Below are 25,034 nucleotides of genomic sequence, written 5' to 3'. Positions count from 1 at the left end.
GAGTCTGGCATCCGCCACTGACAATCCCGGCGCCGGCCGTCGCGGCCTTCAGGCGCGCGGCAGGCTACCTCGTCGCCCGTACCCCCCGCGGAGTGGGCAGGAAGCCCGTTTCCTGGAAGTAGGTCAGGTAGCGCGTCAGGATGTCGTCCGTCAAGAGTGGCATGTGGACGCCCAGTGCCGCTGCGGCCTTTGCCGTCCGGCTGGAGTCGAAGTCGCGGTGGTCCGTCGCCTCGTGCCCGGTCTGCCCCGCGTCGCCGAGGAACAGTTGAGCCGCGTTGTCGTGCTGCGCCGCGACGCGGGCCTGCCAGTCCGGTGCGGGGACGGTGCGCAGCTCGTGGCCAAGGCGGGTGGCCGCTTCGAAGACACGGTCCAGCCCCGGTGCGTCCGGGTTGGTGAGGTGGTAGGTCTCGGCACCCGTCCGACCGGACGCGGAGAGCGCCACCACTGCCGCGCTGACGTGGTCCACGGGCACCCAGTCGGTCGACCCGTACGGCAGGTCCGGCACCGCGCCCGCCTGGAGGCACCCCTTGATGAGCTGCCACAGCAGGTCGCGGTCCTGGCAGGCGCCGGTGGTGGTGTCGCCGCTGATGCGGCCGGGCCGGTAGACGGTCACCGGCAGCCCTCGTTCGCGGGCCAGGCCGACGAGTTGCTCGGCGACCCACTTGCTCTGCGCGTATCCGTCGGGCAGGCCGGACGCCGGTCCTGTCGGGGTCGACTCCGTGACGGTGACGGGATCCGGGCCCGCCACCGGGGCGTAGACGCTCGTGGTCGAGACGTAATGCATCCCGGGTGACGCGGAGTCGGCGAGCAGACGCAGCAGTTCCTCGGTGCCTGCCACGTTGGGGGCGCGCAGATCTCCGTAACCGGCGGCGAAGTTGACGCGCGCGCCGTTGTGGACCACGGGTCCGAGTCGACGGACCAGGGCGGCCCGGCCCTCGGGTGACAGGCCGAGGCCGGGGGCGGCGAGGTCTCCGGGGACCGGGCGGATCAGACCCGCGTACCGGGGGCGCCACAGGCCGTAGCGCTCCAGGTTGGCCCGTAGCCGGTGTGCGGCGCGCTGCTCGTCCTCGGCACGTACGAGGCAGTCGACCGGACCGTCGGTGGTCTCGATGAGGTCGCGCAGGAGGAAGGCGCCGAGGAAACCGGAGGCACCGGTCAGCAGCGGCCGGGAGGAAGGGCGGGAGAGCCGCCGGCCCGGGACGGTGCCGTCCCGCCGCGTGCCGGTGATGTCCGCCGCCAGGCGCACCTCGGCGGCGAGATCCGGTGCGACGGAGCCCGCCTGGCTCTCCTCCCCCGCCTCGTTCTCCAGGAGACGGGCCACGCCCTCGACGGTCGGCGCCGCGAACAGGGCGCGCAGGGAGGGGCGCCGGCCGCAGCGTTCCCCGATGCGCTGGGCCAGGGTCACGGCGAGCAGCGAGTGGCCGCCGAGGGCGAAGAAGTCGTCAGTGACGCCGACCTCGGATGCGCCGAGCGTCTCCGCGAAGGCCTCGCACAGGGCGCGTTCGAGAGCGGTGTCAGGCGCACGGCCGCCGGCCGGTACGGCACGGTCGGGCGCGGGCAGGGCGCGCCGGTCGGTCTTGCCGTTGGGGGTGACGGGCAGGGCGTCGAGCCGTACGTGGGCCGAGGGGACCATGTGGTCGGGCAGGGTGGCGGCGAGGTGCGCCCGTATCCGGGCGTCGTCAGGGCCGTCCGCACCGTCCGCGGGCACGGTGTAGGCGACCAGGCGCCGGTCGCCGAGCCGGTCCTCGCGGACGACGGCGCAGGCCGCGGCGACTCCGGGCAGGGCGGTGAGGGCTGCCTCGATCTCACCCAGCTCGATGCGGAAGCCGCGTAGTTTGACCTGGTCGTCGACGCGGGAGACGTAGACCAGTTCCCCGTCGGCCGTCCAGTGCACCAGGTCACCGGTGCGGTACATGCGGCCCCCCGCGCGGTCGGACGGGTCGGCCACGAAGCGGGACGCGGTCAGGGCTGCCCGGCCGTGGTACCCACGGGCCACTCCCTCGCCGGAGACGTACAGTTCGCCGACGACGCCGGGCGGCACGGGGGCCAGCCTGTCGTCCAGGACCTGGACACGGGTGCCGTTGACGGGAATGCCGATGGACACGGTGCGGTCGGGGGCGAGCGGCCCGTCCGCGTGCTGGAAGGTGCTCATGGTCGCGCACACGGTGGTCTCGGTCGGGCCGTAGGCGTTGACGAGGAACCGGTCCCCCGCCCAGGCGCGCACCAGGGCCGGAGCGCATGCCTCTCCGGCGAGGACCATCGTCGTCCCGGCGGGCAGCGAACCCGGCGGCATGACCGCGAGTGCGGCGGGCGGCAGGGTGAGGTGGGTGACGCCCCGCTCGCGGACCAGGGCGGCGAGGGTGGGGCCGGGCAGCAGGGCTTCCCGTTCGTCGATCTCCAGGCAGGCCCCGGAGAGCAGCCCCATGCAGAGTTCCCAGAACGCGGCGTCGAAGCTGACGGAGGCCAGGTGCAGCACCCGGCTGCCCGGGGCGACGCGCAGCCGCTCGCTCTGGGTCCTGGCCATGGCGCCGGCGCCCCGGTGGGTGACCACGACGCCCTTGGGACGGCCGGTGGAGCCGGACGTGTAGATGACGTACGCCGGGTGCGCCGGGAGGAGGGCCCGGTCGGGACCGGTGTGCGCGGACGCCGGCGTGCCGGCCTCCAGGTCGCCGGTGTACAGGCAGGGCACCGGGGACTCCGGGAGACGGCGACGGATGGCGGGCGTGGTGAGGAGGAGGCGCGGCCGGGCGTCGTCGAGCATGTACGACAGGCGCGGGGCCGGATAGTCGGGGTCGAGCGGCACGTATGCCGCCCCGGCCTTGAGGACTCCGAGCAAGGTCACGACGAGGTCGTGGGTGCGGGGCAGCGCGACCGCCACCCGGTCCTCGGGGCCGATGCCCCGCGCCGCGAGGTGACGGGCGACGGCGTCGGCGCGGGCGGCGAGCTCGCCGTAGGTGAGAGTCGTACCGGCGTCGCGGACCGCCGGGGCGTCCGGGGTGCGCCGGGCCCACTGCTCGAAGAGCGCGGGGACGGTCGACTCCGGCAGGTTCTCGACGGGGCCGGTCCCCCAGGCGGCGAGGCGGGTGTGTTCGCCGGCCGTGAGCACGTCGTACGTACTCAGCGGGCGGTCGGGGTCGGCGGTCACGGAGTCGAGCAGCAGGACGAGCCGTGCGGCGAGGTCGCGGACGGTGGCCGCGTCGAAGAGTTCCGTCGCGTAGTCGACGGCGGCCCGCATGCCGCTGGGCGTGCCGCCGTCGTCGTACGTCTCGGTGAAGGTGAACGACAGGTCGAACTTGCTGACGCCGGGGGCGGCCGGCACACCGCAGGTGGTGAGGCCCGGCAGGTCCACGGGGGCGGCCGGGGTGTGGTTCTGGAGGACGAGCATGGTCTGGAACAACGGGTGGTGGTTCTGCGAGCGGGCGGGGTTGAGCAGTTCCACCAGTCGCTCGAACGGGACGTCCTGATGCGCGTACGCGGAGAGGTCGAACTCCTTCACCCGGTCCAGGAGTTCGAGGAACGTGGGGTCGCCCGTCAGGTCCGTACGCAGCACGAGTGTGTTGACGAAGAAGCCGACGAGGTCCGACGCCGCCTCGTCGGTGCGCCCGGCGACTGCCGTGCCGAGCGGGATGTCGTGGCCGGCGCCGTGCCGGGAGAGGACGGTCGAGAGGGCGGCCTGAAGCACCATGAAGACGCTGCATCCGCTGCTGCGGGCGAGGTTCGCGACCCGCCGGGCGGTGGTGGCGCCGAGAGCGAAGTCGTGGGTGGCGCCGGTGTGCCGGGGGACGGCAGGGCGCGGCCGGTCCCAGGGCAGGGCGACCATCTCCGGCAGCCCGTCCAGCGCGTCTCTCCAGTGGGCCAGCTGTCGTGCCGCGAGGCTTTCGGGGTCGTGCTCGTCGCCGAGCAGGCGGCGCTGCCAGAGCGTGTAGTCGGCGTAGTCGACGGGGAGTTCCGTCCACCCCGGCGCCTCGGCGCGGATGCGCGCGCGGTAGGCGGCGCCGAGGTCGCGGGCGAGGGATGCCAGGGACGAGCCGTCGGCCGCGATGTGATGGATCACGAGGACCAGGACGTGGGCGCCGTCGGCCAGGCGCAGCAGGGTCGCCCGGAGCGGGAGACGGTGCTCGATGTCGATCGGTGCGGCCGCGGCTGCCCTGATCCGGCCGGGCAGTCCTTGCTCGTCGACGGCTTCGACCGCGAACGGGAGGAGGACGTCCTCCGGTGCGGTGATGTGCTGGCGCGGCCGGCTGTCGTACTCGGGGAAGACGGTGCGCAGGGCGGCGTGCCGGGTGACGACGTCCCGGAGGGCCAGGCGCAGTGCCTCTGTGTCGAGCGGTCCGTCGATGCGCAGGGCGAAGGGGATGTTGTAGGTGGCCGAGGGCCCTTCGAGACGGTGGAGGAACCACAGGCGCTGCTGGGCGTAGGACAGCGGGAGTGCGGCGGGGCGTTCCTGCGGGACGAGGGCGGGGCGGGCGGGCCGGTCCGCGTCCCGCAGGGCGGTGGCGAGCGTGGCGACGGTGGGGTTCTCGAAGAGGGTGCGGATCTCCGTCTCGGTGTCCAGAGCGGTGCGGACGCGGCCGACGAGGCGGGTGGCGAGCAGGGAGTGGCCGCCCAGGGCGAAGAAGTCGTCGTCGACACCGACCCGGTCCATCCCCAGTACATCGGCGAACAGCCCGGCGAGGATCTCCTCGTGGGCGGTGCGCGGCGGGCGCCCGCCGGCGCCGGGCAGGGTGGCGGGGGCGGGCAGGGCCGACCGGTCGAGCTTGCCGTTGGTGGTCAGCGGAAGCGCGTCGAGCGGCTGGATGACCGACGGCACCATGTAGGAGGGCAGCTGACTTCCGACGTGGGCGGCGAGCAGCTCCGGGTCCGGGGTACGTCCGGGTGCCGGGACGACGTAGGCGGTCAGGGTGCGGTCGCCCGGCAGGTCCTCGCGGACCAGGACGCAGGCGGCGCGCACGGACGGGTCGGTGCGGAGCACCGCCTCGATCTCGGCGGGCTCGATGCGGTGGCCCCGGAGCTTGATCTGCTGGTCGGCCCGGGCCACGTGGTGCAGGGTGCCGTCGGGGTCCCGGCGCACGAGGTCGCCGGTGCGGTACATCCGCGCCCCCGTACCGGCGAACGGGTCGGCGACGAAGCGGGTGGCGGTGAGGCCGGGGCGGCCCAGGTAGCCGCGCGCGACACCCGGGCCCGCGACGTACAGTTCGCCCTCGGCGCCGGACGGCACGGGGCGCATCGCCCCGTCCAGGACGTAGGCGCGCATGCCGTCGAGCGGGCGGCCGATGGGGGGCACAACGCCCGGAGTGTCGCCCGGGCGTACGCGGTGGAGCGTGGCGAACGTGGTGGTCTCGGTGGGTCCGTAGACGTTGAAGAAGGCGGTGCCGGGGTGCGCGGCGGCAAGACTCTGGAGGACGCCGGGCGCTGCGGCCTCGCCTCCTGAGGCGGCCAGGCGGAGCAGTCCGAGGGCGCCGGGGTCGGTCTCGGCGATGACGTTGAACAGGGCCGTCGTCAGGAACGCCGCCGTCACGCCGTCGCGGGCGACGAGGTCGCGCAGGACCGCGGGCTGGAGGGCGCCCTCGGGGGCCACGACGACACGGCCCCCGTTGAGGAGGGGGGCCCAGATCTCGAAGGTGGAGGCGTCGAAGACGTACGCCGAGTGCAGCAGGACGGCGTCGGCAGCGCCGTCACACCACGTCCGGTCGGACGCCAGGGCGGTGATGTCGGCATGGGTGACGCCGACCCCCTTGGGCAGACCGGTGGAACCGGAGGTGAACATCACGTACGCGAGCCGGTCGCCGCCCGCGACGCCGGGGCCGGTCCCCGGGGCGGAGGGGCTTCCTTCCATGACCCGGCCCGCCGCGTCGACGGTCACCACGTGCACGTCAGGTCCGAGGCCGCGCACCCACGGGTGTGTGCGGGTGGTCCCGTCGACGATCAGGGCGCGGAGGGAGGCCACCTCCGCGACGCGGGTGAGCCGCTCGGCGGGCCAGCGCGGATCGAGCGGTACGTAGGCGGCGCCCGCCCGCAGGGCTGCCAGGGATGCGGTGACCAGGGCCGTCGAGCGGCCCATGAGGATGCCGACGCCGTCCTCGGCGCCGGTTCCGGCCCCTGTCAGCGCGCCGGCCAGCTCGGCTGACAGCCCGTCGAGTTGCCGGTAGGTCAGCCGCTCGCCGGCTCCGGAAACGGCCACCGCCTCCGGGTGGAGGCCGGCGCGCCGGGCGACGGCGGCCGGGATGCTCTCGTCCAGGGTGCCGCGGACGAGTCCGGCGCCGATCCCCCGGGAGAGCAGCGTCTCGCGCTCACCGTCCAGAAGGACGGGGACTGCGTCGGCGCGGCTGTCGAGCCCGTCCGCCATCGCCGTCAGCAGGTGTCGCATACGGGCGACCGTGCGGGCCACCTCGTCGTGGTCGAGGACGGCGGCCCGGTAACCGAAGGTGATTTTCAGGGTGGCGCCGGGAGCGATGGTGAGGGTGAGCGGGTAGTGGGCCGCGTCCGTGCCGCTGAAGCCGGTGACGGCGAGCCCGGGCAGCCCCTGCTGCGCGGTGCGCAGGGCCTCCGCGTCCATCGGGTAGTTCTCGAACACGGCCAGGGTGTCGAAGAGTTCGTCCAGCCCGGTGACGCCGCGTATCTCGGTCAGGCCCAGGTACTGGTGGCCGAGGAGGCGGCTCTGCTCCTCCTGAAGCCGGGTCAGGAGCGCGGCAAGCGTCTCACCGGGTGCCGGACGGAGCCGTACCGGCACGGTGTTGATGAACAGGCCGACCATCGACTCGATGCCGGGGATCTCCGGCGGCCGGCCGGAGACGGTGGTGCCGAACACGACGTCGGAGCGTCCGGTGCGGTACGCGAGCAGCAGACCCCAGGCGCCCTGGACCAGGGTGTTGAGGGTGAGGCGGTGCGCGCGGGCCGTCTCGCGCAGCCGGTGGGTCGTGGCCGCGTCCAGACCGAGGACGAGGGTCTCGGGCAGCTCGCCGGAGCCCGGCACATCCGTCCCGCGCCGGCCGGCGAGCAGGGTGGGCGACTCGACACCGGCGAGGGCGGTGCGCCAGGCGCCCAGGGCGGCGGTACGGTCCTGCTGGGCCAGCCAGGCGAGATAGGTGCGGTACGGGACGACGCGCGGCAGAGCACTGTCGTCGCCGCGGCGCGCGTACAGCTCGAAAAGCTCCCGCACGAGCAGCGGCATCGACCATCCGTCGAGCAGGATGTGATGACTCGTCATGACGAGCCGGTGGCTCTCGGGAGCGGTACGCACGAGGGTGAACCGCATCAGCGGCGGGGTGGTGAGGTCGAAGCGGCGGGTCCGGTCGGCGGCGAGGAACGCGGTGAGGCGCTCCTGTGCCGTGCCCGCACCGTCCGCCCCGGTCAGGTCCAGTTCCTCCAGCGGCACCGGCACCTCGGCGGCGACGGCCTGCACGGGCTCGTCCAGGTCCTCGTGGAGGAATCCCACCCGCAGGTTGGCGTGCCGCCGCAGCAGACCGCCCACGGCGGCGTGCAGGGCGGGGAAGCTCACGGCGCCTTCGAGGTCGAAGACGAACTGCGCGGTGTAGACGTCCACGGCACGGGAGTCGTACAGCGCGTGGAAGAGCATGCCCGCCTGCAACGGCGTCAGCGGCAGTACGTCTTCCAGTCGGAACCCGGTCACTTGCGGCCACCCCACTTGTTCTGCAGTCGGTCGATCTGGGCCTGGCCGAGCGAGACCAGGGGAAGGTCGGACGGCGTGTAGCCGCCCGCGTCGGGTCGTTCGGCGTGTTCGGACACGGCGCGCAGGGCGCGGGTGAAGGCGTCGGACAGGGACTCCACGTCCTCCTCCTTGAGGAGGTCGCTGGGCCAGGTCCAGCGGGTCACCAGACGCGGGCCGTCCGGCAGGTCCTCGGTGTGCGCGTTGATGTCGAGGACGTGGTGCACGGGCATGTCGGGGTCCTGGCTGCGTGGTCCGCCGCCGTCGAGCAGGACGTCCCAGTCGGCGCCGTCGCCCCCGCCCGCCTCGACGGGCGAAGCGGCGTACCTGCCGAGGTAGTTGAAACCGATCTGAGGACCGGACGAGGCGGCCAGCGCCTGGCGGGTGGCGGGGTTGAGGTGGCGCAGCATTCCGTAGCCGACACCGTGGTCGGGGACGGCGCGCAGCTGCTCCTTGACGCGTTTGAGGGCGCGCTCGACCAGAGCGGCGTCGAAGCGTCCGGGGGTGCGGGCGTCGACGGGTCCGGGGTCGAGCCGGACCGGGTAGAGGCTGGTGAACCAGCCGACCGTCCGGGAGAGGTCGAGGTGGTCGGCGATCTGCTCGCGGCCGTGTCCCTCCAGGTCGAGCAGGACGGCGGTGCTCCCCAGCTGGGACCCGCCGAGGGCGGCGGACCGTTCCGCACGCCAGGAGCAGACGGCAAGGGCCAGGCCGGTGAGCAGGACGTCGTCCACCCCGGCGTGGAAGGCGGCAGGGGCGATGGTGAGCAGGGACTTCGTCCAGGTGGCGGGCAGGTGGGTGACGAGGGTCCGCGTCCGGTCGGCGGTGTCCAGATCGGGGTCGAGCGGCCTGTATCCCAGCTGCGGGTCGGGGGTGCGCAACGCCGTCTGCCACAGGGCGAGTTCCTCCTCGCGTCTCGGCTCGTGCGCCTGGGAGGCCAGGAGCTGCGCCCACTGCCGGTAGGACGTGGTGGACGGGCGTGGTGCCGCGGTCGTCACCCCGGTGACGGCCTGCCAGGCGAGCGCCACGTCGGCGGCGAGGATGCGCCAGGACACCGCGTCGACGGCCAGGTGGTGCACGACGAGCAGCAGTCGCCCGCGGGTGCGGGGCCCGGCGTCGCACCAGACGGCCTCGACCACCTCCCCGTGCGCGGGCCGCAGCCGTCTGCGGGCCTGTTCTCCCGCCTCGGTGACGGCGGCGCGGACGGCTTCGGCGTCGAGACCCGCGACGTCGACCCGGGTGAAGCGGCGCCGGGCGGGGACGGCGCCGGGCGGCAGGGCCTCGAGGACGGGTGCGCCGTCGGCCGACCGGGTGGTCCGCAGCCGGAGCATGTCGTGCTGATCGATGAGGAGCTGGAGGGCGGCTACGAGGGAGTCCTCGTCGGCGCCCGCGGGTGTGCGCAGCACCCCGGACTGGTTGTATCCGTCGGTGGTGCCGGGACGCTCCAGGAACCAGGCGACGATGGGCGTCGCGGGCATCTCGCCGGTACCCTGCCCGGCCGGTGCGGCGGGCTCCCGGCCGAGGGCGGTGGCGACGGCCGCTATGGCCTCGGGCGTGCGGTGGACGAAGACATCGCGTGGGGTGACGCCGAGGCCCGCGTCGCGGACGCGGCTGACGAGCTGGATGGAGAGGATGCTGTCGCCGCCGAGCGCGAAGAAGTCGTCGTCGGCGCGGACGGCGGGAGCCCGCAGGACGGAGGCGAACACCTCGCACAGGACGCGTTCCTGCGCGGTGCGCGGCTCTCCGCCCGGCCGGAGGGCGGCGGGGCGCTCCGGGGCGGGCATGGCGCGCCGGTCGGTCTTGCCGTTGGGCAGCAGCGGCAGCGCGTCGAGGGGGACGAGGACGGCGGGCACCATGTACGGCGGCAGGGCCGACATCAGGCGGGCGCGCAGTTCGCCGTCCGTGAGGGCCGCGGCGCCGGCGCGCTCGCCGGAAACGGTGTAGGCGACCAGCCGCCGCTCGCCCGGACGGTCCTCGCGGACGAGGGCGCAGGCGGCGGTGATGCCGTCGAGCGCGGTGAGAGCGGCCTCGATCTCGCCGAGTTCGATGCGGAAGCCGTGCAGCTTGACCTGGTCGTCGGCGCGCGAGACATAGCTGAGCAGACCGTCGGTGTCCCGTCGGACGAGGTCGCCCGTGCGGTACATGCGGCTGCCGGCGGGGCCGTACGGATCGGCGACGAACCGCCCGGCGGTCAGTCCCGCGCGCCCCAGGTAGCCGCGTGCGAGGCCCTCGCCCGCGACGTAGAGCTCGCCGGTGACGCCGGGGGGCACCGGCTGCAGGCCGGCGTCCAGGACGTAGGCACGGGTGTTGTCGACGGGGCGGCCGAGCGGCACGTTCCCCTCTCCGGCGGGGGCGTCCTCGCTCCCGTGCCGGTGGTGGTGGGCGGTGGCGTCGATGGTCGCCTCGGTGGGCCCGTAGAGGTTGTGTACCTCGGCCTGCCATGTCCGCCCGACGCGCTCCGCCAGGTTCCGGGGCAGGGGTTCACCGCCGCACAGCACGGCCCGCAGCGTCGTGGGCGCCTCGTCGGGAGACGTCTCGGTGAGGACGAGTGAGAGGTGCGAGGGCACGAACTGGGCGACGGTCGCCCCCACTTCGCGCATACGGGCCAGGAGGGCCGCCGGGTCGTGGTTGAGGGCGGGCGGCACGAGGCAGGTGGAGCCGCCGTGCAGGAGCGGGAGCCACGTCTCCCAGACCGAGGCGTCGAAGCTCGGCGAGGTGCGGGCGAGGACCCGGTCCTCGTCGGTGAGGCCGAGGTGGTCCGCCATCCACGCCATGTGGTTGGTGAGGGAGGCGTGGGTGACGACGACGCCCTTGGGGCGTCCCGTGGAGCCCGAGGTGTAGATGACGTACGCCGCGTCGCGCGGGTCCGGCGCGGCGGCCGGAGGCACGGCCCCGCCGGTGGACCAGGCGGCCCGGTCGTCCAGGGCGAGGCAGGGTACGGACGGGCCGTACCGCTCGGCACGTGCGGTTCCATGGGTGAGGAGCAGGGCCGGACGGGCGTCGTCGAGCATGTGGGCGATGCGCGCCTCGGGATACTCCAGGTCGACGGGCAGGTACGCGGCCCCGGCCTTGGCCACCGCCAGCATGGCCACCACCTGGTCGGCGGTGCCTTCGAGGGCGAGGGCGACGAGGTCGCCGCGCCCGATGCCCCGGGTGCTCAGGTGGTGCGCGAGATCGTCGGAGAGGGCGTCGAGTTCGCCGAAGGTGAGGCGGTGGCGGCCGTCCAGCACCGCGATCGCCGCGGGGGTCCGTGCGCACTGCGCCCGGAACGCCTCCGGCGCTGTGCGCGCCGTCACCTGCCGCACCGGGCCGTGGGCGGCGCGGTCGACGGCCCGCCGCTCGGCCGGGTCCAGGACGTCGGTGGTGTGGACGCGGCGGCCCGGGTCGGCGGCGAGTGAGGCGAGCAGGCGGGTCAGCCGGCGGGCCAGGGTGTGCGCGGTGTCGTGGTCGAAGAGTTCGGTGGAGAACTCCAGGATGCCGTCCAGGCCCGCAGGGCGGCCTGTGCCGTCGTGCTTCTCGCTGAAGGTGAAGGTCAGGTCGAACTTGCTGATGCCCGTGCGCACGGGCTGTTCCGTCACCGTGAGACCCGGCAGGTCGACCACGGCGTCCCCCTGGTTCTGGAGGACGAGCATGGTCTGGAAGAGCGGATGGTGGTTCTGGGCCCGGACCGGGCTCAGGGCGTCCACCAGCCGCTCGAACGGCACGTCCTGGTGGGCGTAGGCAGCCAGGTCGAAGTCCCGTACCCGGTCGAGTACATCGCGGAAAGTGGGGTCCCCGCTCAGGTCGGTGCGCAGGACGAGGGTGTTGACGAAGAAACCCACCAGGTCGTCGAGGGCTTCGTCGGTGCGTCCGGCGACGGCGGTGCCGAGCGGGATGTCCTCGCCGGCGCCGTGCCGGGAGAGGAGCACCGACAGGCCCGCCTGGAGCACCATGAAGAGGCTGCACCCGCGGGCACGGGCGAGTTCGGCCAGGGCCCGGTGGGTGTCCGCGTCGACGGGGAAGGCGAACGCGTCGCCGCGGTGCTCCGTGACGGCGGGGCGCGGCCGGTCGCAGGGAAGGTCGAGCAGATCGGGAGCGCCGGCGAGCGCGGTCCGCCAGAACTCCAGCTGGCGGACGGTCTGGCCGTCCGGGTCGCTCTCGTCGCCGAGCAGCGCGCGCTGCCACAGGGTGTAGTCGGCGTACTGGACGCCGAGTTCCGTCCAGGAGGGCTCCACCCCCTCGGTACGTGCCCGGTACGCCTCACCCAGGTCGCGCGCGAGCGGGGCGAGGGACCAGCCGTCGCCCGCGATGTGGTGGACGACCAGTACGAGGACGTGGTCCTCGGCTCCCAGCCGCAGCAGCCTGGCCCGTACGGGGATGTCCGTGCTCACGTCGAAGGTGTGCGCCACCTCCGCTCCCAGGGTTTCGTCGAGGCCGGCGGGCGCGGTGTCGCGGGGCGTCAGGTCGAGGTCGGCGCCGTCGGCGGCGAGGACGAGCTGACGCGCCACACCGTCGGTGTCGGGAAAGACGGTGCGCAGGCTCTCGTGGCGTTCGACGACGTCCGACAGGGCGCTCTCCAGGGCGTCGGGGTCGAGCGGTCCGTGCAGACGGAGCACGAGTGGCACGTTGTACGTGGCGCTGGGCCCCTCGAACCGGTTGAGGAACCACAGGCGCTGCTGTGCGTAGGAAAGTGGCAGCGGATCCGGGCGGCGCGGGGCGCGCACAAGGGGTTTTCTGGCCGTTTCGGCGCCGTCCAGCGCGGCGGCGAGCGCCGCCGGTGTGGGGTGCTCGAAGACCACCTTGACCTGGACCTCCACGCCGAGCACGGTGCGGATGCGCGCGGCGAGGCGGGTGGCGAGCAGGGAGTGGCCGCCCAGGGCGAAGAAGTCGTCGTCGATGCCCGCCCCGTCGATGCCGAGCAGGTCTGCGAAGAGTCCGCAGAGGATCTCCTCGCGGGCGGTGCGCGCGGTGCGGCCGCGGGCCGGAGCGTGATGCTCGGGGGCGGGCAGAGCGCGCCGGTCCACCTTGCCGTTGAGGGTCAGCGGCAGCGCGTCGAGCAGGACGAACGCGGAGGGCACCATGTAGGCGGGCAGGGACCTGCCGACGGCCCGGGCGAGGTCGCCGGGTTCGGGGCGTGCGCCGCCGGCGGGCACCACGTACGAGACCAGCCGGCGGTCGCCGGGTGTGTCCTCGCGGACGACGGCGAAGGAGTCGGCGACGCCGTCGCAGCAGGCGATCACGCCCTCGATCTCGCCGAGTTCGATGCGGTAGCCCCGCAGTTTCACCTGGCCGTCGGCGCGGTCGACGTACGCGATCCGGCCGTCGTGGGTCCACCGGACGAGGTCGCCGGTGCGGTACATGCGCCCGCCCGCCGGGTCGAACGGGTCGGCCACGAAGCGCGCGGCGGTCAGTCCCGGGAGCCCGGTGTACCCGCGTGCCACGCCGCGTCCGGCCAGATACAGCTCGCCCACGACACCCGGCGGGACCGGGCCCAGGGAGCCGTCGAGGACGTAACCGCGCATGCCGTCCAGGGGGCGGCCGACGGGAGGCGGCCCCGGGGGCAGGTCGGCCGCCACGTCGTGGCGGGTGGCGAAGGTGGTGGTCTCGGTGGGTCCGTACACGTGGAGGACGCGGGCGTCGGGCGCGGTGCCGGCGACCCGCTGCATCGCGTCCGGAGAGGCCAGTTCCCCGCCGGCGCAGACGAGTCGGAGGCCGGCGAAGGCGCCGGGATCGGTCTCGGCGAACACGTTGAACAGGGCCGTCGTCAGGAAGACCGCGGTCACACCGTGCTCATGGACGGCGTCGCCGAGGACCCTGGCCTCCAGGACGCCGGCCGGTGCGACCACGACCCGGCCGCCGTTCAGGAGCGGGGCCCAGATCTCGAACGTGGAGGCGTCGAAGACGTACGCCGAGTGCATCAGGACTGCGTCGGCGGCGCCGCCGCGCCACGCGGAGTCGGCCGTGAGCGCGGCCACGTCGCCGTGCGTGACCCCGACGCCCTTGGGCAGGCCGGTCGAGCCGGAGGTGAACATCACGTAGGCGAGCGCGTCGGGGCCCGGCACCGCTGCCGGACGGCCCGGCTGCTCGGGGGCGCCCCGCAGGACCCGGCCGGCCCGGTCCACGACCACGACGGGCACCCGGCGGGCCTTCGCGGCGACCCAGGGGGTGGCGCGGGCCTCCTCGTCGACGACGAGGACCCGCACGGCCGCCACCCCGGCGACCTGGTCGAGCCGTTCCCCGGGCCAGCGGGCGTCCAGCGGGACGTAGGCGCCGGCCGCGCGGACCACCCCCAGGGACACCGACACCACGGCCGGCGACCGGGCGAGCAGCACGCCGACCCCGGACTCGGGGCCCACCCCGAGGCCCGCCAGGGTGTGGGCGAGGCCGGCGGAGATCTCTTCGAGCCCGGCGTAGGTGAGGGTGTCGTGGCCGTCGGTCACGGCCACGGCGTCGGGTGTGCGGTGCGCCTGGGCCGCGAAGAGTGCGGGCAGGGTGGCGTCCGCGCTGTCCGGCAGGCCGCGGCCGGTGCCCCAGTGTGTGACCCGGGTGTGCTCGTCCGGCGTCATCAGGCCGTAGCCCGCCAAGGGCCGGCCGGGGTCGTCGGCCACCTGCTCCAGGAGGCGGACCAGGCGCGCCGCGAGGGTTTCGACGGTGGCCCGGTCGAAGAGGGCGGTGGCGTACTCGATCCCGGCGGTGAGACCGCCCGCGCCCTGCTCCCCGCCGCCCGCGCCCTGCTCCTCGGTGAAGGCGAAGGTGAGGTCGAACTTGCTCAGGCCGTTGTGGACGAGCCGGTCCTCGACGGTGAGACCCGGCAGGTCGGGGCGGTCGGTCTCCTGGTTCTGCAGGACCAGCATGGTCTGGAACAGAGGGTGGTGGTTGCGCGCCCGGACGGGGTTGACACTCTCGACGAGGCGCTCGAAGGGCACGTCCTGGTGCGCGTAGGCGGCGAGGTCGAACTCTCGCACACGTACGAGGAGTTCAAGGAAGGTCGGGTTGCCGGACAGGTCCGTGCGCAGGACGAGCGTGTTGACGAAGAACCCGACCAGATCCTCCAGCGCCTCGTCCGTGCGGCCGGCGACGGGCGAACCGAGCGGGATGTCGTCGCCCGCGCCGTGCCGGTGCAGCAGGGTGGCCACCGCGGCTTGGAGCACCATGAACAGGCTGCTTCCCGACTCACGGGCCAGTCGCAGGAGTCGCGTGTACACCGGGGAAGGCACGTCGAAGGTGTGGACGGCACCGCGTGGGTCCGCGGTGACCGGGCGTGGCCGGTCCAGCGGCAGGTCGATCAGCCCGGGCAGACCGGCCAGGGCGGAGTGCCAGTGGTCGAGCTGCTGTCGCAGCGCGCTCTCCGGCGCGACGCCGTCGCCGAGAGCCGCTTGCTGCCAGAGCGTGTAGTCGGCGTACTGGAGCGGCGTACCGGCCGCCAGCCCGGGCTCCCGGCCGACGAGACGGGCCCGGTAGGCGTCGCCGAGATGGCGGGCGAGCGGGGCGAGGGACCAGCCGTCGCCGGCGATGTGGTGCAGGACGAGCACCAGGACGTGGTGACCCGGCGCCGTGCGGAGCAGCAGGGCACGCAACGGCGGATCCACGACGACGTCGAACGGCTCGCGCACGGCGGCCAGGACGGCTTCCTCCAGCTCCCCGGGGGCCACGGCCACGACAGGCAGGCGGGGCGTGGCGGTGTCGACGGGAAGGATCAACTGGTGCGGTGTGCCGTCCCGTTCAGGGAAGAGAGTGCGCAACGCCTCGTGCCGCTGCACGACATCGCGGAGGGCTGCCCGCATGGCGTCGGTGTCAAGGGTGCCCTCCAGCTCGAGGACGAGCGGGATGTTGTAGGCGGAGCTGGGGCCCTCGAGCCGGTTGAGGAACCACAGGCGCTGCTGCGCGGAGGACAGCGGCAGCGGATCGGGCCGCTGCGCCGCGGGCACCACCGGCGGGCGGGCCCGGCCCGGCGTGTCGAGGACGCGGGCGAGACTCGCGACGGTGGGGTGCTCGAAGAGGGTGCGTACGGCGATCTCGGCGCCCAGGACGGTGCGGACACGGCTGACGACGCGCATGGCGAGGAGCGAGTGCCCGCCGAGGTCGAAGAAGTTGTCGTGCGGGCCCACGAGCGGCTGGTGCAGGACGTCGGCGAAGACCCCGGCGAGCAGGTCCTCCTGGAGGGAGCGCTGTCCCGCTCCGGCGGGAGCACCGTCGCCCGGCTCCGGCTCGGGCAGGGCACGCCGGTCCACCTTGCCGTTGGGCAGGAGCGGGAGGTCGTCCAGGACGACGACGACGCCGGGCACCATGTAGTGGGGAAGGGTCTCGGCGAGGGCGTCGCGCAGAGCGGCGGGGCGCAGGGCCGGGTCCCCGGTGACGGCGTAGGCGACGAGCCGGCGGCGGCCGGGTACGTCCTCGCGGATCACGGCGCAGGAGGCCGTGACTCCGGGCCGCGCATGGAGTGCGGCCTCGACCTCGCCCAGTTCGATGCGGAAGCCGCGGAGCTTGACCTGGTCGTCGGCGCGGGCCACGTGGTCGAGCAGACCGTGCCGGTTCCACCGTACGAGGTCGCCCGTCCGGTACATGCGGGCGCCGGTCGCGTCGAACGGGTCGGCGACGAACCGGGAGGCGGTCAGGCCCTGTTGGCCCAGGTAGCCACGGGCGAGGTTGGGGCCCGAGAGGTACAGCTCCCCGGTGACGCCGGGGGGTACGGGCCGCAGCCGGCTGTCGAGGACGTAGGCGCGCATGGTGTCGACGGGAAGGCCGATCGGCACGGTCTCGGACGGTGAGCGGGCGTCCACGTGGCCGCTCGTCTCCGGGCCGCCGACGCGGTGGGCGGTCGCGTCGATGGTCGCCTCGGTCGGCCCGTAGAGGTTGTGCGCCTCGGCCCGCCACAGCCTGGTGACGTCGTCGGCGAGGGCGCGCGGCAGCGGTTCGCCGCCGCACAGGACGGCGCGCAGGGCGGGGAGCGGCGCAGCGTGCGCCGCCTCCGTGAGGACGAGGGTCAGGTGCGAGGGGACGAACTGGGCGAGGGTGACGCCGAACCGGCTCATCCAGGAGACGAGGGTGCCGGGTTCCCGGTTGGCTTCAGGCGGCAGCACACAGACTTCGGCGCCGCTCATCAGAGGGAGCCAGAGCTCCCACACGGAGGCGTCGAAGCTGGTGGAGGTGCGGGCGAGGACCCGGTCGTCCGGTGTGACCTCGAGGTACCGCGCCATCCAGGCCATGTGGTTGGCCAGGGCGGCGTGCGTCACGACCACGCCCTTGGGACGGCCGGTGGAGCCGGAGGTGTGGATGACGTACGCGGGATCCGCGGGATGCGGACGGTCCGGAAGGGGCGCTGCGGGGCCCGCGGGGCGGACGTCCGGACCGTCGAGGGCGAGCCACGGTACGTCGGAGGCGGGCAGGTCCGGGTGGACGTCCGTGGTGGTGAGCAGCAGGACGGGGCGGGCATCGTCGAGCATGTGCCGGATACGGGCGGGCGGATACTGCGGGTCCACGGGCAGGTAGGCGGCACCGGCGCGCAGTACGGCCAGCATGGCGACGACGGTGTCCGCGGACGGCGGCGCGGCGAGGGCCACCCGGTCCTCACGTCCGGTGCCCCGCTCGCGCAGGACGAGGGCGAGGGCGTCGGCGCGGGCGTCGAGTTCGGCGTAGGTGAGGCTCGTGTGAGCGTCACGCACGGCGACGGCGCGAGGGGTGCGCGCGGCCCACTCCCGGACCGCTTCGGGGGCGGTGCGTGCGGGCGCCGGGAGCTCCGCACCGCGTCCCTGGCCGAGGAGACGGTCGCGCTCGCCCGGCGCGAGGGGGTCGAGGTCGCCGACCGTACGGTCCGGGTCGCTCACGGCCTGGGTGAGGACGCGGGCGAAACGGGCGCACAGGGCGCGGGCGGTGGCGGCGTCGAAGAGGTCGGTGGCGTACTCCAGGTAGCCCCCGATGCCCCCGATGCCGTCGGCCCTGCTGGTGCCGCTCGTGTCGACGGGGACGTGTGCGGAGGCCGGCTCTGCGCGTCCGGTGAGTTCGGGCACGGCGACTTCGGCGGCTTCGGTGACTTCGGCGGCTTCGGCGGCTTCGGCGGCTTCGGTGACTTCGGTGACTTCGGTGAGCGAGAACGTCAGGTCGAACTTGCTGACCGCCGTGTGCCGGGACCGGTCGTGGCTCGTGACGCCGGGGAGGTCGAGCCCCGCCCGCTCCTGGTTCTGAAGGACCAGCATGGTCTGGAAGAGCGGGTGGTGGTCGCCGGACCGCTCAGGATTGAGCGCCTCCACGATCCCTTCGAAGGGGATGTCGCTGTGGCTGAACGCTGCGATGTCGAACTCCTTGACCCGCTCCAGCAGTTCGCGGAAGGTCGGGTCGCCGGACAGGTCGGTGCGCAGGACGACGGTGTTCACGAAGAACCCGACCAGATCGTCGAGCGCCTCGTCGGTGCGCCCCGCCGTCGCGGTTCCCAGCGCGATGTCGGTCCCGGCGCCGTGGGCGTGCAGCGTCACTGCGAGGCCGGCCTGGAGCACCATGAAGGGGGTGCAGCCGGTGGCGCGTGCGAGCCGGGTGAGCGCGAGGTGCGCGGGGGCGGGCAGCTCGAAGGGGACCGCGTCGCCCCGGTGGCTGGACACAGCCGGGCGGGGCCGGTCGAGAGGCAGGTCGAGCAGGTCGGGCGCGCCCCGCAGCGCCTTCCGCCAGAAGGCGGTCTGGCGTGCGGCCATGCTGTCCGGGTCGTCGGCCGAGCCGAGCAGCTCACGCTGCCAGAGGGCGTAGTCGGCGTACTGCACGGGCAGCGCGGGCCAGTCGGGAGTGTCCGCGCCCGAGCTCCTGGCGCGATAGGCGGCGCCGAGGTCGCGGCTGAGCGGGGCGAGGGACCAGCCGTCGGCGACGACGTGGTGCAGGACGAGCACCAGGATGTGGCGGGCGGGTCCGAGGCGCAGCAGATGGGCGCGGACGCCGACGTCCCCGGTGAGGTCGAAGGGCACCGCGGACAAGCGGCGCACCGTCGTCCCGGCCCAGGCCTCGGCGCTCTCCTCCGCCGGCGACAGTTCGACGACAAGGGGGACGAGCGCCACGGCGGCGGCCGGGTCGAGGACTTCCTGGCGGGCGACACCGTCCTCCTCGGCGAACACGGTGCGCAGGCTCTCGTGCCGGACGACGACGTCGGCCAGCGCGCCGCGCAGGGCGTCCGTGTCCAAGGGGCCTTCGAGTTCCACGACCAGCGGGACGGTATAGGTGTCGCCCGGGCCCTCGACGCGGTTGAGGAACCAGAGGCGCTGCTGCGCGAAGGACAACGGCACCGTGTCGGGACGTCGCTGCGGGACGAGGGCGGGCCGGGCCGTCCCGGTGGTGTCGAGGGCGGCGGCGAGAGCGGCGACCGTGGGGTGGTCGAAGAGCGTGCGCATGTCGAGTTCGGCGCCCAGGGCGGCCCGCACCCGTCCGGTGAGCCGGGTGGCGAGCAGCGAGTGGCCGCCCAGGGAGAAGAAGTTGTCGTCGATGCCGACCGCTTCCACGCCCAGGACGTCGGCGAACAGCCCCGCCAGCACCTCCTCGTACGGCGTGCGCGGGGCGCGGCCCGTGATGGCCGCGGCACGGGGGGCGGGCAGGGCGCGGCGGTCGACCTTGCCGTTGGCGTTCAGGGGCAGCGCGTCGAGGAGGACGAACACGGAAGGCACCATGTACGCGGGCAGGGCGCGCCCCACGCGGCGGGCCAGGGCGGCGTCGTCCGGCCCGGCGCCAGGGGTCCGCACGACATAGGCGACGAGACGCCGGTCGCCCGGTATGTCCTCGCGGACCAGGACGCAGGCGGCGCGCACGTCCGGGTCGGCGAGCAGGGTGTTCTCGATCTCGGCGGGCTCGATGCGGAATCCGCGGAGCTTGACCTGCCCGTCCGCACGCCCGACGTACTCGATGTCGCCGCGCGCGGTCCAGCGCACGAGGTCGCCGGTGCGGTACATGCGTCCGCCACGCGCGTCGTACGGGTCGGCGACGAACCGGGTGGCGGTGAGCGCCGGGCGGCCCTGGTAGCCGCGGGCGACGCCCCGGCCGCTCACGTAGAGCTCCCCCACGACGCCGGGCGGCACCAGTCCGAGGGTGCCGTCGAGCACGAGGAGACGCATCCCGTCGAGGGCCCGGCCGACGGGCGGCGTGCCAGGGGTCCCGGCGTCCACCTGGTGGCGGGTGGCGAAGGTCGTGGTCTCCGTGGGCCCGTACACGTGGAGCACGCGCGTGCCGGGCGCGGCCGCGGCCACCTGCTGCATCACATCCGGGGTGGCGGCCTCACCGCCTGCGGCGACCAGGCGCAGTCCGGCGAACGCCGCGGGGTCGGCCTCGGCCACCACGTTGAAGAGGGCCGTCGTCAGGAACAGTGCGGTGACCCCGTGCCGGTCCACCACGTCCTTGAGGGCGGGCGCCTCCAACACGCCGCCGGGCGCGACGACCACGCGGCCGCCGTTCAGGAGCGGCACCCAGATCTCGAACGTGGAGGCGTCGAACACGTAGGCCGAGTGGAGGAGTACCGCGTCACACGCACCGTCCGACCAGGTGGTGTCGGCGGCCAGTGCGAGAACGTCGGCATGCGTGACGCCGACGCCCTTGGGGAGGCCGGTGGAGCCGGAGGTGAACATCACGTACGCGAGCCGGCCGGCGAGGGCCGCTCCGGGCAGCGGTCCCGGTCGTGGTGGCTCTCCGCGCACGACGCCGCCGAGACCGTCGAGGACGATCACCGGCAGAGCGGCGGCCCTCTCCTGGACCCAGGGCTGCCGGGCGGTGGTCTCGTCGACCACCAGGGCGCGGACGCGGGCCACTTCGGCCACGCGGCCGAGGCGTTCGGCCGGCCAGGCCGCGTCCATGGGCACGTACGCGGCCCCGGCTGCGACCGTGCCGATCGTGGCGGACACCACGGCCGCCGAGCGGCCCATGAGGACGCCGACGCCGTCCTCGGCGCCGATGCCCCATCCCGTCAGGGCTCCGGCGAGGTCTTCCGCCGCCCGCGCCAGCTCCCGGTACGAGAGTGTGACGGCGCCGTCCACCACTGCCGGGGCGTCAGGAGTCAGACGGGCCCGCGCGCCGAACGCCTCCGGCAGGCCGGAGGCCGCTGTCCCGGCCGGCAGAGCGGTGCCACGCCCGTGGGCGAGCAGCGCCTCGGCGGCGGTGCCGTCCAGGAACGGCAGGTCGCGGAGGGGCGTGCCGGCGTCCGCACCGGCCACAGCCGACAGGAAGGAGACGAGGGCCTGTTGGAGCAGCCGCACGTCATCGGGGTGATACAGCTCCGGGTTGGCGTCGAAGCCGATCAACGGCCCTTTGCCCTCCGCCCGTTCGGAGATGAAGAGGGACACGTCGTCGACAGGGCCGATGGACAGCACACGGGATGCGGCGGGGCTGCCGGCGAAGTCGAGGTCGTAGTCGTAGCCCATGATGTTGACGACGACGTCGGTGAGGTGCGCCGCACCGTCGGCCATGTTCAGTTCACGGGCGAGCTGTTCGCGGGAGAAGCGGCGGTGACGCAGGGCGCCGCCCATCTCGGCTGCGACGGCACGTACGAGGGCACCGACCGTCATGTCGGTGGTGACGGTCAGGCGCAGCGGCAGGATGTTGGCGGTCATGCCGACGATGTGACGCAGCCCGCCGTGACGGCCGTTGGAGGCGAGCCCCACGGTGACGTCCTCCGCCCCGGTGACCCGGGCCACATAGGCGGCGACCGCGCTCACGAGGACGGCCGTCCACCGGGTGCGGTGGCCGGAGGCGAGTCTGCGCAGGTCGTCGAGGACGGTGACGGGCAGGGTCTCCCCGGTGTGCATCCGGACGTCCGTCCCGGCGGGCACGGCCGCTGTCGGGGCGTCGGTGCGCCGCCGGACGAGCGTTGTGCCGCCCCGGGCGTGCGCGTCCTCCCCGGTTCCCGCGGTGACCCGCGCGCCGTCGCCCGCCAGGTCCGCGAACTTTTCGGTCCAGTAGGCGCGGTCGGCCTCGAAGCGACCGGAGCGGCGGTAGGCCGCCTCGTCGGCTATGAGGTCGCGCAGGGGCGCGGCGGGCAGCTCGGCCTCGGCGAGGTCCTCGCCGCGCACGGCTCGCCCGTAGAGGTCGGCCACGATGCGGCCGAAGACGGCACCGCCGAGGCCGTCGACGGCGATGTGGTGGAAGCGGACGTACCAGTAGTGCAGCCGGACGCCGATACGCAGCAGCGCGAAGTGGTGGCGCGGGGCGTCGAGCCGGTCGACGGTGGACATGTCGGCGGCCATGTAGCGTTCGGCCGCCGCTTCGGCGTCGTCCGCGCCGGACAGATCCACCCGGCGGAGCCGGCCGCTGTCCGCCGTGGCCCGGTGACCGACGTGCTGCCGTACCGTCTCGCCCTGGGTGACGAACTCGAGATGGAGGCTGTCGCACAGGGTGACGGCCCGGTCGAGCGCCGCGCCGAACAATTCCTCGTCGAGGTCACCATGGATCTCGAAGCATTCCCCGATGTTGTATTTCGGGCTGGCCGGGTCGACGAGTTGCCCGTACCAGACGCCCCGCTGGGCCGTGGTCAGTTCGAGAAAGTCTTCGGGAACAACCTCGGGGGTCGGAAGAGAACGGTTTTCCTGCATGCCGGTCCACACCTTTGGGGAGAGTATTCGGGGACGGTGAAGAAGGGCCGGGGTAAAACCGACCACACCAGTGCACCGATCGCTGGGGCATGGGTCGGCGCAAGCGGAGAGGGCAATCGCCGCACCCACGGCATCAGGTGCGGCCGAGATCCCCCGCGGGGCATTGCCGCCCAGCAGAAGACAGGTTTTCGTCGGCACATCGAGGGCGTCCCGCAAGGCGGCCCATCGATAATGCATGAACGCCACATGAAGGCGAAATGAGCATGCTTGAGCGAGACGCATCGACTCCTGATCACACCTGATCGACTTCGCTGCAATGAGAACGAAATCGATCAGGCCGGAGTCTGGACAGGCCACTCGACCCGGGCGGCAGACACGCCCTCGACGGCCTGGCCGCCTCCCTATCCGGCGTCGGCCCCCATCGCCCGCACCAGGCCGGCGGGCCGCATGTCGGTCCAGGCGCCTTCGATCACGTCGAGACACTCCTGACGCGACCCTTCCGGCCCGGCGGCGCGCCAGCCGCCCGGAACGTCGATATGTGCGGGCCACAACGAGTACTGACCCTCGTCGTTCACCAGCGCCACGAACCGTCCGGACTCGTCATCGAAAGGATTGGTCACGGCCGTCCCCCCACCTGTTCTCACTCTTTTCACGACACGTTCATCAGCTGTGTACGGGCGTACCGCGTCGGTCGATTCCGCGATACACCATCGAGCCCCCGACCCCCATGACGCGGCACCGGTCGCACAAAACGGAGATACGTTACATCTCCGCATTCCGTCAACTCACATGTGCCGAACCAGGGTTAACCCGACGTCACCCGCTCATGCCGATCACATTAGAGGACCGGAGGCAACGAACGACGCGTATTCGCCCGATTACTTAAAAGTACCTGACCGCACGCCGGGACGCGCACCCGCCTGGGGTATATGCCAACTGCCCCTGTGCGAAAGTATTCAGCCACGGGATGTCCGCTCGATGCGGGTACAGCTTGATATACACCACACATTTTCGGATAGCCTCCGGCGTGCGCCCGCGTACTTCTGTTACACACCCAGATCACGGCAAGCTCCCATGCGCCGGGTGCGCTCCCCTGTCCGACCCGTGAGACGACCGACCCGTGGGAGCTCCGGAAGACAGAACCTCGTGCTGCAGCCACCCAGCGCGGGCCGAGCAGCCCTCACTCCTTCTCCTTGCCTCCGCCCCCTGGATGCCGCATCCGGATCCACACGTCGCGCGCCTGCCTGCCCGCCCGCGTCCTGCTGCGTGCGACGAGGGTGCGCGCCTGTTCCGGCGTCTCCACCATGGGGCCGGAACCGCGCAACGGCTTGCCCGCCGTCTCGTGGAGGAAGAGGGTCGCGACCAGCCCGACGGCACCCGCGACCATGAGGTAGTAGGCCGGGATCATGTCGTTTCCGGTCATCTCCACAAGGGCGGAGGCGAACAGCGGCGTGGTCCCGCCGAACAGCGACACGGAGATGTTGAAGGCGATCGACAGGGCGCCGTAGCGGAGCCGCGTCGGGAACAGCGCCGGAAGCGTGGATGCGGATGTCCCCGCGAAGCACACCAGCAGCAGCCCGAGCACCCCGCAGCCGATCGCCGGAAGCAGGATGCCGCCCTGGCGGATGAGCAGGAAGGCCGGGATCGCGAACACGATGAGCGCCACGCTCCCGGCCATGAACACCGGACGTCGGCCCCAGCGGTCCGAGGATCTGCCGACCGCCGTGATGCTGAGCACCACGAGGAGCATCGTGCCGAGGACCAGCAACTGGGAGGTCGTCTCCGGCTCGCCGAGCGTCTCGGACATGTACGTCGGCAGGTAGGAGGTCACCATGTAGTTCGTGACGTTGTAGAGCAGCACCAGGCCCATGCAGATGAGCACCGCCTCCCAGTGCTCCGTGAAGATCTCCTTGAGCCGGCCCTTGCCGGACTGCCGCGCCTCTTCCACGGGATCACCCTCGGACAGGGCCTCGGCCTGCGCCTCCTCCTCCCGCTGGAAGGCTGGGGTCTCCTCCAGCTTCAGCCTCATGTACAGACCGATCAGACCGAGCGGGCCCGCGACGAAGAACGGGATCCGCCACCCCCAGTCCGTCAGCCCGTCCGTACCGAGCACCGCGGTCAGCACGGTCACCAGACCTGACCCGAGCGAATATCCGACGAACGTCCCGAAGTCCAGCCAGCTGCCGAGGATCCCTCTGCGCTTGTCGGGCGCGTACTCCGCGATGTACGTCGTCGCGCCCGCGTACTCGCCACCTGTCGAGAAGCCCTGCACCAGACGGCACACCAGGAGCAGGAGCGGAGCGGCGAAGCCGACCGCCGCGTAGGTGGGGAGGAAGCCGACGGCGAAGGTGCTCGCCGCCATCATGATCATGGTGATGGCAAGCACCTTCTGCCGGCCCACGCGGTCGCCGAGCGGCCCGAACACCAACCCGCCGAGCGGACGCACGAGGAAGGCGGCGGCGAAGGTCGCGAAGGTCGACACGACCTGCGCGCCCGGCGAGCTGGACGGGAAGAAGACCTTGCCCAGGGTCCCCGCGAGGTAGGCGTAGACACCGAAGTCGAACCACTCCATGGTGTTGCCGAGCGCCGCCGCCGTGACGGCGCGGCGCACCTTCGGCGGATCGGTGACCATCACGTCCCCGGCGGCCAGGGACTTCTTGCGCCGCCGCAGAAGCGTCCGCACCATCCGGTCCGTCGCCGACCGCTCGCCCTGTTGCCGGAGGACACGTGGCTGTCGTCTCGGTCGGTGCATGAGAATGCTGCCCTCCGCTGTAGCCCGGCCCCTCCGCCGTACCGCGCGACGTCGGGCTTCTTTCCGACAGGCCTACCTTCCCCGCCCGCACGGCAGG

At 73.2% G+C, this 25,034-nt stretch carries 4 protein-coding genes; all 4 read right to left on the bottom strand.

Annotated elements, in window-relative coordinates:
- Positions 1 to 64: 64 nt before the first annotated feature.
- The 4 genes from OG379_RS29530 to proP all read right to left on the bottom strand — a co-directional run bounded on the left by OG379_RS29530 (position 65) and on the right by proP (position 24,871).
- Entirely contained in the window at positions 65 to 7,630 is a 7,566-nt protein-coding gene (locus tag OG379_RS29530; RefSeq protein WP_405666004.1) for an amino acid adenylation domain-containing protein, read from the bottom strand.
- A complete protein-coding gene (locus OG379_RS29525; RefSeq protein ID WP_405666003.1) occupies positions 7,627 to 22,185 on the bottom strand; it encodes an amino acid adenylation domain-containing protein in 14,559 nt (4,852 codons plus the stop codon). Before OG379_RS29525 ends, OG379_RS29530 begins: the two co-directional genes overlap by 4 nt.
- A gap of 401 nt (positions 22,186 to 22,586) precedes the next feature.
- Positions 22,587 to 22,805, bottom strand: coding sequence for an MbtH family protein (locus OG379_RS29520; RefSeq protein ID WP_405666002.1), 219 nt, complete (start codon positions 22,803 to 22,805; stop codon positions 22,587 to 22,589).
- A gap of 560 nt (positions 22,806 to 23,365) precedes the next feature.
- Positions 23,366 to 24,871 (bottom strand): glycine betaine/L-proline transporter ProP, encoded by a 1,506-nt coding sequence (gene proP, locus OG379_RS29515; RefSeq protein ID WP_405666001.1) that lies wholly within the window; start codon positions 24,869 to 24,871, stop codon positions 23,366 to 23,368.
- Positions 24,872 to 25,034: the final 163 nt, after the last annotated feature.

Origin of the sequence: Streptomyces sp. NBC_01166, from assembly GCF_045039765.1 — a bacterium.
Classification (GTDB): Bacteria; Actinomycetota; Actinomycetes; order Streptomycetales; family Streptomycetaceae; genus Streptomyces.
This window is presented reverse-complemented; position numbering and strand designations above follow the sequence as displayed.

Bases quoted from the DNA above. Each gene is read 5' to 3' on its own strand.
- proP (WP_405666001.1), bottom strand. From the start codon at position 24,871: ATGGTGCGGACGCTTCTGCGGCGGCGCAAGAAGTCCCTGGCCGCCGGG.
- OG379_RS29525 (WP_405666003.1), bottom strand. From the start codon at position 22,185: ATGCAGGAAAACCGTTCTCTTCCGACCCCCGAGGTTGTTCCCGAAGAC.